Origin of the sequence: Rhodococcus sp. GXMU-t2271 (assembly GCF_041414735.1) — a bacterium.
Classification (GTDB): domain Bacteria; phylum Actinomycetota; class Actinomycetes; order Mycobacteriales; family Mycobacteriaceae; genus Rhodococcus; species Rhodococcus indonesiensis.
Genome location: NZ_JAUIZP010000035.1, coordinates 51,909 through 64,966, shown reverse-complemented (window position 1 = coordinate 64,966; position 13,058 = coordinate 51,909). Strand labels below are relative to the sequence as shown.

At 68.1% G+C, this 13,058-nt stretch carries 12 protein-coding genes; 1 reads left to right on the top strand and 11 read right to left on the bottom strand.

What is annotated here, in order from left to right:
• Positions 1-79: 79 nt before the first annotated feature.
• The 10 genes from QYS60_RS13710 to QYS60_RS13665 all read right to left on the bottom strand — a co-directional run bounded on the left by QYS60_RS13710 (position 80) and on the right by QYS60_RS13665 (position 10,120).
• On the bottom strand, positions 80-1,030 hold the full coding sequence (locus QYS60_RS13710) for an EamA family transporter (RefSeq protein WP_119699420.1): 951 nt from the start codon (positions 1,028-1,030) through the stop codon (positions 80-82).
• Positions 1,031-1,035: 5 nt separating this feature from the next.
• The gene (locus QYS60_RS13705) at positions 1,036-1,821 is read right to left on the bottom strand and encodes an enoyl-CoA hydratase/isomerase family protein (RefSeq protein WP_119700270.1); all 786 of its coding nucleotides are present in this window, start codon (positions 1,819-1,821) and stop codon (positions 1,036-1,038) included.
• Positions 1,822-1,886: 65 nt separating this feature from the next.
• Positions 1,887-2,744, bottom strand: a complete 858-nt coding sequence (gene menB, locus QYS60_RS13700) for a 1,4-dihydroxy-2-naphthoyl-CoA synthase (protein WP_119699419.1) — start codon at positions 2,742-2,744, stop codon at positions 1,887-1,889.
• 111 nt (positions 2,745-2,855) lie between these two features.
• Positions 2,856-3,614 (bottom strand): SDR family NAD(P)-dependent oxidoreductase, encoded by a 759-nt coding sequence (locus QYS60_RS13695; RefSeq protein WP_119699418.1) that lies wholly within the window; start codon positions 3,612-3,614, stop codon positions 2,856-2,858.
• A gap of 55 nt (positions 3,615-3,669) precedes the next feature.
• A complete protein-coding gene (locus tag QYS60_RS13690; RefSeq protein WP_119699417.1) occupies positions 3,670-4,593 on the bottom strand; it encodes a hydroxymethylglutaryl-CoA lyase in 924 nt (307 codons plus the stop codon).
• A 30-nt stretch (positions 4,594-4,623) separates the two neighbouring features.
• On the bottom strand, positions 4,624-5,862 hold the full coding sequence (locus tag QYS60_RS13685; protein WP_119699416.1) for an acetyl-CoA hydrolase/transferase family protein: 1,239 nt from the start codon (positions 5,860-5,862) through the stop codon (positions 4,624-4,626).
• Positions 5,862-7,055, bottom strand: a complete 1,194-nt coding sequence (locus tag QYS60_RS13680) for a thiolase family protein (protein WP_119699415.1) — start codon at positions 7,053-7,055, stop codon at positions 5,862-5,864. Before QYS60_RS13680 ends, QYS60_RS13685 begins: the two co-directional genes overlap by 1 nt.
• Positions 7,055-7,804 carry an SDR family NAD(P)-dependent oxidoreductase gene (locus tag QYS60_RS13675; RefSeq protein WP_119699414.1) on the bottom strand — a complete coding sequence of 250 codons (750 nt, stop codon included), beginning with the start codon at positions 7,802-7,804 and terminating at the stop codon, positions 7,055-7,057. Before QYS60_RS13675 ends, QYS60_RS13680 begins: the two co-directional genes overlap by 1 nt.
• On the bottom strand, positions 7,804-8,970 hold the full coding sequence (locus QYS60_RS13670; protein ID WP_119699413.1) for an acyl-CoA dehydrogenase family protein: 1,167 nt from the start codon (positions 8,968-8,970) through the stop codon (positions 7,804-7,806). Before QYS60_RS13670 ends, QYS60_RS13675 begins: the two co-directional genes overlap by 1 nt.
• 73 nt (positions 8,971-9,043) lie before the next feature.
• Positions 9,044-10,120: an acyl-CoA dehydrogenase family protein gene (locus QYS60_RS13665; RefSeq protein WP_119699412.1), complete on the bottom strand. Its 1,077-nt coding sequence runs from the start codon at positions 10,118-10,120 to the stop codon at positions 9,044-9,046.
• Positions 10,121-10,224: 104 nt separating this feature from the next.
• On the opposite strand from QYS60_RS13665, the gene QYS60_RS13660 reads away from it, so the two are divergent.
• Entirely contained in the window at positions 10,225-11,004 is a 780-nt protein-coding gene (locus tag QYS60_RS13660; protein ID WP_371383431.1) for a FadR/GntR family transcriptional regulator, read from the top strand.
• Positions 11,005-11,098: 94 nt separating this feature from the next.
• On the opposite strand, the gene QYS60_RS13655 is transcribed toward QYS60_RS13660, so the two are convergent.
• Entirely contained in the window at positions 11,099-13,057 is a 1,959-nt protein-coding gene (locus QYS60_RS13655; protein ID WP_119699410.1) for an AMP-binding protein, read from the bottom strand.
• Position 13,058: the final 1 nt, after the last annotated feature.

The following is a 13,058-nucleotide window of genomic DNA, read 5'->3' as shown; positions in this document are numbered from 1 at the left end:
CCTTTCCAAAATTTGGTCTGATAATAATACCTTCGAGGGATTCAGGGAAGGCTCCTGAGCACCCTGCAACTGCTCCGGTTCAGTCGCGGATCATGCTCGTCTCCGCCGAGCGGTCGGCAGCGCGCCCCGGTCGGGCCCGAGCCTGCGCACTGACCACCAACACGACGGACATCAGGACCACGGCACCACCGACGACCAGCACAGGAGTGACCGGCTCGGAAAGAACGGCGGACCCGAGAGCGACGGCCACCACCGGGTTCACGTACGTATGGGTAGCCACCAGGGCAAGCGGTGCATGGTGTAGCAGCCACGCGTATGCGGTGAATCCGACGACCGACCCGAAGACAACGAGGTAGCCGAACGCGCCCCAGGCCCGCAGCCCGATCTCGCCGGCGAAGCGCTCGCGGGTTACGGCCGACGCCAGGATCATTACCGCACCGGCCGCCATGAGTTGATACGTCGCGCCCACGTACACGTCCTGCGGCAGCCAGAGTCTCGGCTTGATCCAGGAGCCGAACGACCACGACAGGCTCGACAGCACGATGACCGCCACACCGATCAGCGGAAGGCTCGAACGCTCGCTACCGGTCGGGAGCATCAGCACGGCCAGGCCGACGAGGCCCACCCCGACGCCGGCCAGTTCGAGAGCTCGCGGGCGGTCGCCGGACACGGCACGGTAGATGCAGATCCACACGGGCACCATCGCCACGAGAAGCGCCGTCACACCGGAGGGCACGCCGTGCAACTGGCCGACCGACGTCAAGCCGTTTCCACACGCGAGCAGCAACACCCCGAGGAACGCGGCACCACCGGCCTCCCGCCGGGTGACGCGAAACCGCCTCCAGCCACCACGCACGGCGAGGAACACGGCCATCAGCAGGGCGGCGAGAAAAAATCGCGCACCCATCGAGCCGAGAGGTGGCACTTCCTCGATCACCAGGCGGATCGCGAGGTAGATCGAGCCCCAGATGAGGTAGACCAGCGACAGAGCGAGCGCGACCGCTCCGCGCCCGGCGGGCCCGGCCGGCACGGCGCTCAGGCGAAGCGCGGGACGCGCTTTTCGAGGAACGCGGTGATGCCTTCCTTCGCCTCCCCGCTCTCGAACAGGTCCTGCTCCTGGGCGACCTCGAAGGCGAAGCCCTCGTCGAGTGGAGTGTCGAAGGAGGCGTCGACGGTCCGGATGACGGCGCGCTGCGCGGGCAGCGACATCGTGCACAGCTCGGCCGCGAGGGCGAGCGCCGCGTCGGTCGCGCCGCCGGCCTCGACGAGCCGGTCGATCAGTCCGATCGCGTGGGCCTCGTCGGCGGGGACCTGGCGGGCGGTCAGCATGATGTCGAGCGCGCGGCCCCGGCCCACGAGCCGCGGGAGACGTTGGGTACCACCGGCCCCGGGGATGAGGCCGAGTTTGACCTCGGGGAGCCCGAATTTCGCGTCCGCACCGCCGACGCGCAGGGTGCAGGCCATCGCGAGTTCGAGACCGCCCCCGAGCGCGAGGCCGTCCACCGCGGCGATCGTGATCCGGTCGGCCGACGCGAGCCGGTCGAGTGCCCCGCGAAGCCGATCGCCGTAGGCGGTGAACGACTCCGCGTCCACGGACGACATGTGCTTGATGTCCGCCCCGGCGGCGAAGAAGCCGGGAATGTCCGAGTGGACGACGATTACCTTCACCGAGCCGTCGGCATCGGCGGCATCGAGCGCCGCGTTCAGACCATCGATGATCGGCAGACCCAGGGCATTCGCGGGTCGGCGCTGGAGCGTGACCGTCATGACGCCGGCGGCGACGTCACTCCATGCGACTGCGGGCGTAGCGGTTTCCGACATGCACACCATCCTGTTCGTGCCAGCAATGCTTCAACCATACTAATTGTTGGACCGAAAAGGAAGGGTCAGGGCCGCCGGGGGAACTTCTCGAACTCCGGCCGCCGCTTCGCCTTGAACGCCTCACGCCCCTCCCGGGCCTCGTCCGTGGAATAGAACAGCAGATTCGCATCGTGGGCGAGCTGCTGGATGCCGGCCATCCCGTCCTCCGCCGCATTGAAGCTCGCCTTCATCAGGCGCAGCGCGAACGGGGAGAGTTCGAGCATCTCGCGGCACCACTGGACGGTTTCGCGCTCGAGGTCGGCCAGCGGTACCACGGTGTTGACCAGCCCCATCTCCAAGGCCTGCCGCGCGTCGTACTGGCGGCACAAGAACCAGATCTCCTTGGCCTTCTTCACCCCGACCAACTCCGCGAGCAGACCCGCGCCGTACCCGCCGTCGAAGGAACCGACCTTGGGACCGACCTGCCCGAAGCGGGCGTTGTCCGCCGCGATCGTCAGATCGCACACCAGGTGCAGGATGTGCCCACCCCCGATCGCATACCCGGCGACCATGGCCACCACCGGCTTCGGCAGTCGGCGGATCTGGATCTGCAGATCGGTGACATGGAAGCGCCCGACACCGCCGGCCTTGCCCGGCTCGGTGAGGTAGCCGGTGTCGCCGCGTACCCGCTGGTCACCTCCCGAGCAGAACGCCTCGGACCCTTCCCCGGTCAGCACGATGGCACCGATCGACGAATCCTCCCGGGCATCGACCAACGCGTCGGAGATCTCCATCAACGTCTGCGGCCGGAACGCGTTGCGTACCTCGGGACGGCAGATCGTGATCTTTGCGATCCCGTCGCCGCTGTGCTCGTATCGGACGTCCTCGTACTCGCCGACCGAGGCCCATTCCACGAAATCCGTTGTATTGCAATAGTTCGTCACATCTCGATCATAGGCTCTTTTGCAAACGACCGTTAACGGACCGCAACGCACGACAGCGCGGCCGGATGGGTTCCGAACCGCGCTGTCGGGGAGAGAAGCGACCAAGGACCGTCACGCCATCGTGAGACCACCACTGACGGACAGGGTCTGGCCGGTGACGAACTCCGCCTCGTCGGAGGCGAAGAACGCCACGGCGGCGCCGATGTCGGTGGCCTTGCCGAGCCGCTTCATCGGCACCGCGCGGGTCATACCGGCGATCACCTTGTCGGCTTCCTGACCGGAGTTGTCGGCGAACTTGCGCAGGGCCGGGGTGTCCGTCGGTCCGGGGCACACCGTGTTGGCGGTGACGCCCTTCGTGGCGACCTCACGAGCGAGGGTCTTGGTGAACGCGATGATGCCGCCCTTGGCACCGGAGTACACCGCTTCGAGCGACGAGCCGACGCGCCCGGCGTCCGAACCGATGTTGATGACGCGCCCCCAGCCCCGCTCGACCATGCCCGGCAGGGTCGCCTGAATGACCCGCAGTTGCCCCTTGAAGTTGATCTCGAGAATCCGGTCCCAGAACGCCTCGTCGGTCTTCACGAACGGCATGAAGTCATCCCACCCGGCGTTGTTGACGACGATCTCGACGGGACCGAACTGCTCGGCCACCTGCTTGACCGCCGCCTGCACGGACTCGGTGTCCGTCACGTCGACCGGGACGGCCATTGCCTGGCCTCCGGCCTCGCGGATGGCGCCCGCGGTCTCCTCGGCGGCCTCGAGGTTGAGGTCGGCGACCGCGACGCGGAAGCCCGCGGCCCCCAGCGCATCGGAGATTCCCTTGCCGATGCCCTGCGCGCCGCCGGTGACGAATGCGACTCGATTGCTCATGATTTCACTCCGTATTGTTGGTTCTGATGTCGAAGTCGTACCGGGGACGAGGGCGTCAGCGCACGCCCGCGGCCCACTGGATCGGGCCGGCCACGATCGAGTGGCTGGTGAGCTTGCGGCCCAGCACCTGCTGGGCCTCGCGAGCGGCGTCGATGACCCGGCCGAGGTCGAGGCCGGTCTCCACACCCATTTCGTGGAACATGCCCACCAAATCCTCGGTGGCGATGTTGCCCGTCGACCCCACCGGGACGGGACAGCCGCCCAGTTCCCCGAAACTCGACTCGAAGCTCGCGCATCCCGCCTCGAGCGCGGCGAACGCATTCGCGAGGCCCTGACCGCGGGTGTTGTGGAAGTGCGCGGTGACCTCGATGCCGGGCAGACGTTCGATGGCCGCGGCGAAGAACTGCGAGGCATAGGCCGGATTGCACATGCCGGTGGTGTCACCGAAGCCGATCTCCGTGGCTCCGGATTCGGCGAATCTCTCCGCCAGGTCCAGCACCCGCTTCAACTCCACCTTGCCCTCGAAGGGACATCCGAACGACGTCGCGATGACCGCGGCGCAGTGCAGGCCCTCGGCGACGATCCGGCGAGCCATGACGTCGTTGTCCGCCATGGTTTCGTCGACGGTGCGGTTGACATTTTTCTTGTTGTGGGTCTCGGACGCGCTGACGAAGATCGCGACCTCGTGGAAGGTGTCGCGTACCTTCAGCGCATTGTCCAGGCCCTTGCTGTTCGGCACGAGGACCATCAGCTTCACATCGTCGGGCACGTCGATGCGGCTGAGCACCTCCACCCCGTCCGACAGCTGCGGGATGACGTCGGGCCGCACGAAACTGGCGACCTCGATCCGCTTCAACCCGGCGCGGCCGAGGGCGTTGATCAGCCGCACCTTGTCGTCGGTGGGGATGGTCTCCGGCTCGTTCTGGAAGCCGTCGCGCGGACCGACTTCTCGGATCTGTACCCGCTGGGGACGCGTCATGGCGTTCACTCCTCGTTTCCGCTCGCTCCGCTACGAAGCAAGGTCGTGCTCGGTCAGTGCGATGTCCAGGTGCTCGCGATGCTCCGGGGCTGCGACCGCGATCATTCGTCGGGCCCGTTCCGTGAGCGAACAGCCCCGCAGTTCGGCGACGCCGTGCTCGGTGACGAGGTAGTCCACGTCGGTGCGCGCCGTGGTGACGGACCCGAACTCGAGGGCCGGTTTGATCGACGAGCGGCCGCGCGCGGTGGACCGCAGCGCGATGACCGAGCGGCCACCGGTCAGGGCCGCGGCCCGGGAGAAGTCCACCTGCCCGCCGACCGCGCCGACATAGGCGGCTCCGGCCTGCTCCGCCCCCACCTGCCCGGTGAGGTCCACCTCGATCGCCGAGTTGATCGACACGAGCGAGGTCAGCTGCGAAAGCACCTGCGGCGCATGGGTATAGCTGGCGGGACGGAACTCCACCGGCAGGTGCGGCAATCGCTCGTACAGGGTCGCCGTGCCCAGCGCCGCTCCGGTGACGTGGCGTCCGATGTCGATCTGTTTGCGCGCACCGGTCAGCACGCCCTTGTCGATCAGCCGCAGCACCGCATCGGAGATCATCCCGGAGTGCAGGCCGAGGTCCCGATGTCCTTCCAGGGCCGCCAGCACCGCCGAGGGCAGCGTCCCTACGCCGATCTGGATGGTGTCTCCGTCCTCGACGAGGCCCGCGACGTGCCGGGCGATCGCCGTCTCGACGGCGGCGGGCTCACGGTCGGGCGCTTCGAGCAGCGGCCGGTCGGTCTCGACGACCGCCGCGAACCGCGACAGCGGGATCACCGGTGCACCGTGGGTGCTCGGCATGCGCTGATTGATCTCGGCGATCAGGATGGGGGTGTGCGCGAGGGCGTCGGCAATGTAGTCGACGCCGACGCCGAGCGAGCAGTTGCCGTCGGCGTCGGGCGGGGCGACCTGCACGAACCCGACGTCGCACGGCAGGCGGTGCTCGGCGAACAGTCGGGGCAATGCCCCGTAGTGGCAGGGCACGACCTCGAGCCGGTCCCGTCGGCTGAGCCGGCGTAGTTCCCCGAGCCCGCCGTAGGAGACGACGGACAACTCGTCCGGGGTCTGATCGGTGAGCCGGCGGTCCCAGGTCAGTCCCACGAACGCCCGGACCGCGCCGATCGACGGGAGCTGGTCGAGCAGGGCGTGGACGAGCGGGGTGGGTTCCGCGCTCGTCTGGCTCCACCAGATTCCGTCGCCGGCCCGGACGTGGGGCGTGAGGTCGATCATCAGTCGATCCGTTGGATCAGGGTGGCGGTTCCGAGTCCGCCGCCGCAGCACATGGTGACCAGCCCTGTCTCGGCGTCGCGACGTTCGAGTTCGGCGACGATCGTCGCGATGAGGCGGGCGCCGGTGGCGCCGACCGGGTGTCCGAGCGCAATGGCGCCACCGTTGACGTTGACCCGGTCCATGTCGGGCTTGAGCTCGCGCTCCCAGGCCAGAACCACAGAACTGAACGCCTCGTTGATCTCGAAGAGGTCGATGTCGTCGATCGTCATCCCGTTGCGGTCGAGCAGCTTCTGGGTTGCCGGGATCGGGCCGGTGAGCATGATGATGGGATCGACTCCGACCGTGGTCTGGTCGAGGATCCGGGCGCGGGCGCGCAGACCGTGGGTCTCGACCGCGTCCCGGGAGGCGAGCAGGACACCGGCCGCGCCGTCCGAGATCGGCGACGAACTGCCGGCGGTGATCCGGCCGTTCTCCCGGAACGCGGTCTTCAGACCGGCCAGAGTCTCCAGGCTCGTGCCGGGCCGGACGGTCTGGTCGGTTCTGCGGAGCTCGCCGGCGAGCTCGAGGGGGATCATCTCTTCGTCGAACCGCCCGGCCTCGATGGCCTCGGTCGCCAGACGGTGCGAGCGGACGGCGAATTCGTCCATCTCCTGCCGGGTGATGCCCCACCGGTCGGCGATGAGCTCGGCGCTCTCGCCCTGGTGCACGAAGTCGTACTTCTCGCGCAGCTCGGCCGGCCACGGATCGCCGTAGAGCTCGGAGATCTTGGCCGGGGAGTTGATCGGCACGTGGCCCATGTGCTCGACGCCGCCGGCGACGACCAGGTCGTGCGTGCCGGACCCGACAAGGGCGGCACCCATCTCGACCGCGGTCTGTGCGGAGCCGCAACGGCGGTCGAGGACGACGGCCGGCACCTCGGGCGGGTATCCGGCCTGCAGCCATGCGTTGCGGCCGATGTTGCGGGACTGCTCCCCGAAGGGCGCGGTGCAACCGACGACAAGATCCTCCACCGCGGCCGGCTTCAGACCGCTGCGGCGGATCAGATCCGTGTAGACCGCGCCGAGCATCTCGTTCGGATGCGTATCGCGGAACCATCCGCGCTCGGCGTGGGATCGGCCCATCGGGGTGCGGGCCGCTTCGGCGATGATCACTTCGCGCGCGGAGCGCCGGAACGGGTTGGTCGTGTTGGTCATCAGATCACCGTTCCACCGTCGACGGGCAGCACCTGGCCCGTGATGTACGAGGCGCCGTCGGAGGCGAAGAACACGAAGCTGGCCGAGATCTCGTTCGGCTCGGCCCAGCGCCTCAGCGCGACACGCTCGAGGGTTTTCGCCGCGAGCTTGTCGTTGCTGCGAATGTTCTCGGTCATCGGTGTGGCCGCAAGGGGCGCAATGGCATTGACGGTGACCTGCTTGCGGGCGAGCTCGCGGGCCAGCGACTTGGTCAGGCCGATGATGCCCGCCTTGGCCGCCCCGTAGTTGGCCTGGCCGATCGTGCCCTGCAGGCCGGCGGCGGAGGTGACGTTGATGATGCGCCCGGTGCCGTCCTCCGGCAGGTAGGGCAGTACGGCCTTGCTGCACACGTAGCTGCCGACGAGGTGGATGTCGACGATGCGGCGGAAGTCGTCTTCCTCGAGATTCGCGAACATCGCCGGTGCGATGGCCCCGGCGTTGTTGACCAGGATGTGGACGACGCCGCCGCCGAGGGCGGCGGCCTGTTCCGCCGCCGCGGCGGCCTGGGCGGTGTTGCGGACGTCGAGCACAGCGGCCTTGGCGGTACCGCCGGCGGCGGTGATCTCCGCGGCGACGGCGGCGGCCGCGTCCTCGTCGACATCGGTGACGAGGACGGCGGCGCCGGCGGCGGCGTATGCGTGCGCCACGGAGGCGCCGATTCCGCTGCCCGCGCCGGTCACGAGGGCGGATCTTCCGGTGAGTTCGAACATCAGTAGCTCCTGGGAAGGCCGAGCACGTGCTCGCCGAGGTAGTTGAGAACCATTTCCTGGCTCAGCGGCGCGATGCGCGTCAGGCGCGCCTCACGGAAGTAGCGCGCGACGTGGTATTCCTCCGAGTAGCCCATGCCGCCGTGGGTCTGCAGGGCGCGGTCGGCGGCCTGGAAGCCGGCGTCGGCGCACAGGTACTTGGCCATGTTGGCCTCCCGGGCGCAGGGGCGGCCGTTGTCGTAGAGCCAGGTCGCCTTGCGCAGGACGAGCTCGGCGGCGTCGAGGTGGGCGAGGGAGTCCGCGAGGGGGAACTGGATGCCCTGGTTCATGCCGATCGGGCGGCCGAACACCTCACGGTCGGTGGCGTACTGGGTGGCGCGGTGCAGGGCGGCACGGCCGATGCCGAGGGCCTCGGAGGCGACGAGCATCCGTTCCGGGTTGAGCCCGTCGAGGATGTACTTGAAGCCCTTGCCCTCCTCGCCGACCCGATCCTCGACGGGGATCTCGAGGCCGTCGATGAACAACTCGTTGGAGGTGACGGCGTTGCGGCCCATCTTCTTGATGGGGCGGATCTCGACCTTCGAGCGGTCCAGGTCGGTGAGGAAGAGCGTGAGACCGTCGGTCTTCTTCGTCACGTCCTCGAACTTGGTGGTGCGGGTGAGCAGGAGGATCTTCTCCGACTCCATCGCCTTCGAGATCCACACCTTGCGTCCGTTGACGATGTACTTGTCGCCGTCGCGCCGCGCGAAGGTGGTGATCTTGGTGGTGTCCAGGCCCGCGCCGGGCTCGGTGACCCCGAAGCACACGTGCAGGTCTCCATTGACAATCCGCGGCAGGGTGCGCTGCTTGAGTTCCTCGGAGCCGTGCACGATCACCGGGTGCATGCCGAAGATCGACAGGTGCATCGAGCTCGCGCCGTTCATGCCGGCGCCCGACGCGGCTACTTCCTGCAGCAGGATCGAGGCCTCGGTGATGCCCAGGCCGTGTCCGCCGTACTCCTCGGGGGTGGTGATGCCCAGCCAGCCGCCCTTGGCGAACGCGTCGTAGAACTCCGTGGGGAATTCGTGGGCGGCATCCTTGTCCACCCAGTACTGCTCGTCGAACTTGCCGGCGAGTTCTCGTACCGCATCTCGGATCGTTGCCTGATCCTCGGTCAGATCGAAGTCCACAACACAGTCCCGTCGTCGTCGCTACCGTTTGGCATTAAGTTACTAAAGGACAGACCATTTAGTCAACGGTGGGTCACCCGGCCGCCGGCAGCAGAGGCAGCTCCCGAGCGAGACGCTCGTTCCACACCTCCGGGCTCCCGAACAGCTTCTCGTCGAGCTTGGCGCGCTTGTAGAACAGCTGCAGGTCGTGCTCCCACGTGTAGCCGATGGCACCGTGCATCACGAGCGCACTGTCCGCGGCCTGGACCGCACTACGGGTCACCTGCGCCTTCGCGATCGCAGCATGCATCGCACCCTCCTCGAGACCGAGATCCACCGAGGCCGCGGCATAGTAGGCGATCGACCGAGCAGCCTCCACGGACACGAGAATCGTGGCGGCGGCGTGCTTGACCGCCTGGAACGAACCGATCGGCACACCGAACTGCTGGCGCGTGCGGCTGTAGTCCACCGCCAACCGGAGCATCCGCTCCATCGCGCCGAGCGCGTCCGCCGAGACGAGCACGGCCGCGCGCAACCCCGCGTCGGCCAGCGCGGCCGGCGCGTCGACGTCGAGGCGCTGCGCGACGACGTTGTCGAACCGGACGTCGGCCGCGCCCCGGGACGGATCGAGGAAACGTCGCGACGTGACCGTGACGCCCGGGTCTGCGACCCGAACGAGGTAGAGGGCTGTTCCGTCGCCGTCGTCGGCGGGCACGACGAGGCGGGCGGCCCGTTCGGCGCCGAGCACGGCGGACACGCGACCGGTCAGCGCCCCTCGCTCGTCGGCGCGCACGGCGTCGCGGAGTCCGAGGGGACGTCCGGAATCGACTGCCAGGGCCGCGAATTCACCGTTTCCGAGCAGCTCGTCGACGACATCAGGGGGCAGCAGGGGGGCCGCAAGCACCGACGCGGTCCATGCGCTCGCCGGCGCGGCGTGCCGCCCCAGAGCCTCGGCGGTCAGCGCGAGTTCGAGCAGACCGCCGCCCTGGCCGCCCATCTCCTCTGGCAGGCCGGCCGAGAACCACCCTTCCTCCACGAACCTGCGCTCGAATTCTGCGGGGTCACCCGATTCGTCCCACTTGCGGACGTTCGCGGGTGCCGCATACCGCTCGAGCCAGCCCCCGAGGGCTTCGGTGAACATTTCTTGCTCTTCTGACAGCTCCCAACGCATGGAACTGGTCCTCTCGATGAGTCGGGGAATACCCTGCAGGATGAATGCAGCGAGAATTCGATGGTATATTAGGTCTGACCGTTAGACCAGAGAGGCGGGGAGTCATGTCACCAGCCGCACCGAGCACCACCCGGAACGGACGTTCCTCCATCCAGCTGACTCCGATGGAGGTTCCCAAGGCCTCGGATGTCCTCGCCAACGAGCTGCGCGAACGCATCCTCAGCGGGGAATACACCGAAGGGACCCCGCTACCCCCGGAACGCGAACTCGTCGTCCAGACGAAGATGAGCCGCACCACGGTCCGCGAAGCCCTGCGCATCCTCGAGGTACAAGGCCTGGTACGCATCAAGGCGGGACGCGCCGGGGGTGCCTTCGTCCAGCGGCCCGGCGAGAAGTCGATGGCCGACACCGTGGCGCTGCTCATTCGAGGACGCCAGATCCGACTGGGCGCGCTACTCGAAACGCGCGAGGCAATCGAACCGTTCTGCGCACAACTGGCTGCCCGCCATCGAACCGACGAAGACCTCGCCCGCCTCGACGCCGCGAACAAGGACATCGCGGCCGCCGGCGACAAGCTCGACGCGTTCCTCCAGGCCAACGTCGACTGGCACATCGCCGTCGCCAGCGCGAGCCACAACGAACTGCTGTCGGGGCTGATGATCTCGCTGTCCCGCGCCATCTACGCCGCCACCGAGAACGAGGGCTTCATCGACGAGAAGGTCCGCGAGATCACCGTCAAGGCCCATCGCTCGGTCACCAAAGCGATCCGAGACCGCGACCCCGACGCCGCGGTCCGTCGCATGAGCCGGCACGTCCACTCGTACGCCGAGTCGATCCGGGAGTTCGAAGAACGCACCGACATTCCACTGGACCAGGAGCCCTGAGCCACGCCTCGGTCCAGGACTGAGAGAGTCCCTCTTCCCGAACGAAAACGATGGCCGCCCATACCGCTTCGGCATGGGCGGCCATCGCATTTGCCTACGCCCGTAGGGCACCCACCTCGGTACCGGTCACCACGGCGCGGATCTCCTCCACCGCCTCCGGGTTCTCGGCACCGGACAGGTCACCCGGATCGGTGCCCAACGCCGCCGCCCGCACCGCGCGGCGCAGGATCTTCGCCGACCGCGTCTTCGGCAGACGCGACACCCGGTGAACCACGCTGGGCGCGAACGGCTTACCCAGCTCCGCGGCCACACTGGCCGCCAGCTCACCCGAAATGTCCGCCCCGTCCGCGTCCGCGCGGGGCACCCAGAACGCCCAGACCGTTTCCCCCTTCTTCGGGTCCGGGACACCGACCGCGGCGGCCTCCGACACGGCCGGGTGCGCGGTCAGGACCGCCTCGACCTCCGCCGGGGCCAGGCGCTTGCCGGCCACGTTCATGACGTCGTCGGACCGACCCCGGATGTACCACTGCCCGTCACTGTCGACAAGCGCATAGTCCCCGTGCCGCCACATACCGGGGAAGGTCGACCAGTACGCTTCGAGGTAGCGCTCCTCGTCCTTCCACACCCCGCGGGTCATCGACGGCCACGGCTGCCGGCACACGAGCTCACCCTGTTCACCGCGCAACGGACGCCCGGCGTCGTCGACGACGTCCACATCCATCCCCAGCGACGGACCGCCCAACGAGCAACTGCGGATCGGCTCCACCGGATACGGCGCGAGAAACGATCCCCCGACCTCGGTACCGCCGGAGAAGTTGATGATCGGGACACGGCCACCGAACACCTCCCGTGCGAGCCACTCGTACGAGTCCGGGTTCCACGGCTCGCCCGTCGACCCGATCGTGTGCACCGAGGACAGGTCGTACCGCGCGGCGATCTCGCTTCCCTGCCCGCGCAGCGTCCGGATGAGGGTCGGAGAAACACCGAGCATCGTCACCCGATGCCGTTCGGTCAGCTGCCACAGCCGGTCCCGGTCCGGTACGTCCGGTGAACCCTCGTACAGCAGCAACGTCCCACCGTTGGCATGCGTGCCGACGATCGACAACGGACCCATGATCCAGCCCATGTCGGTGATCCAGCAGAACACCCCGCCCGGCTTCAGATCGAACGAGTACGCCACTTCGCTCGCCGTCTTCACCAGGAACCCGGCGTGAGTGTGGACCGCCCCCTTGGGCTTACCTGTCGTGCCGGACGTATAAGCCAACGCGAACGGCTCGGAAGCGTCCATCGCCTCGATTGGGACCACGCCACCGCTCGCGAGCAACCCGGCCCACGAAATCTCGTGCTCACCCGACACCGTTCCGGCACCGAGGTTGTCGACCACGACCACCGACTCCACCGTGGGGCAGGTCTTCAGGGCCTCGGCGAGGGCCGGCTTCATCGCGACCGACTTGCCCCGGCGGACGGTGCCGTCCGCGACGACCACCACTTTCGCATCCGCATCCTGAATACGGGACGCGATCGCACTGGGAGCAAACCCCGAGAACAGCGGCACCAGAACCGCACCGAGCCGGGCGACCGCGTACACCGACACGACCGCCTCGGGAACCATGGGCAGGAACAAGGCGACGGCGTCGCCTCGACTCACCCCCAGCTCCCGCAGTCCGGCGGCCGCACGCTCCACCTCCGCCCCCAGTTCGCGATACGTCAAGGTGCGGACAGTTCCGTCTTCAGCCTCGTGCACGACGGCGAGCCGGTCGGCCGCCACCGGATCGGTGATCCAGCGCTGCAGGCAGGCGTCGACGACGTTCGTCCTTCCGCCGACGAACCAGTCGGGGTGCTCGATGCCGCGTGCGGTGTCGAGCACGTCGCGATACGGCACCTGGAACGGCAATTCCAGATCACGGACCACCGCATCCCAGTACCACCGCACGTCGGCGACGGAACGGGCACGCAACTCGTCCAGGCCGCCGAGGCCGTGGGCGCGGGCGAGCCGGGTGACGTTGGCGTTGTCGACGTAGTCGGCGGTGGGGACCCACATGTAGTCGGACATG